Source organism: Bradyrhizobium sp. Kon10, from assembly GCF_055807395.1.
The window spans coordinates 1-237 of record NZ_JBVVOZ010000404.1 but is presented as its reverse complement, the minus strand read 5'-3'; the positions used below and the strand labels follow the sequence as shown (position 1 = coordinate 237).

The following is a 237-nucleotide window of genomic DNA, read 5'->3' as shown; positions in this document are numbered from 1 at the left end:
CGACCGTGGTCGCATAGGTGTCCCAGCCATAGTCGGCCAGCAGGAACTGGTTCGGCGTGAAACCGCCCTGCTTCTGGACGGCGAACGGCTCCGAGGTGACATAGCCTTGCTGGATCGACTTCTGGTTGGCGATGAAGGGCGCCGGATTGAAGGTGTAGGGCACGCGTTTGGCGGCATCGAAACCGAGTTCCGTCACCATCCACTGGAAGAAGGTCTGCGCGCCCTCGTCGCCGAGGA

Annotated in this window: 1 pseudogene; it reads right to left on the bottom strand. The window is 62.4% G+C overall.

From position 1 onward, the window contains the following. Positions 1–237: pseudogene (locus AC0L2O_RS37535) on the bottom strand (ABC transporter substrate-binding protein); the annotation flags it as partial.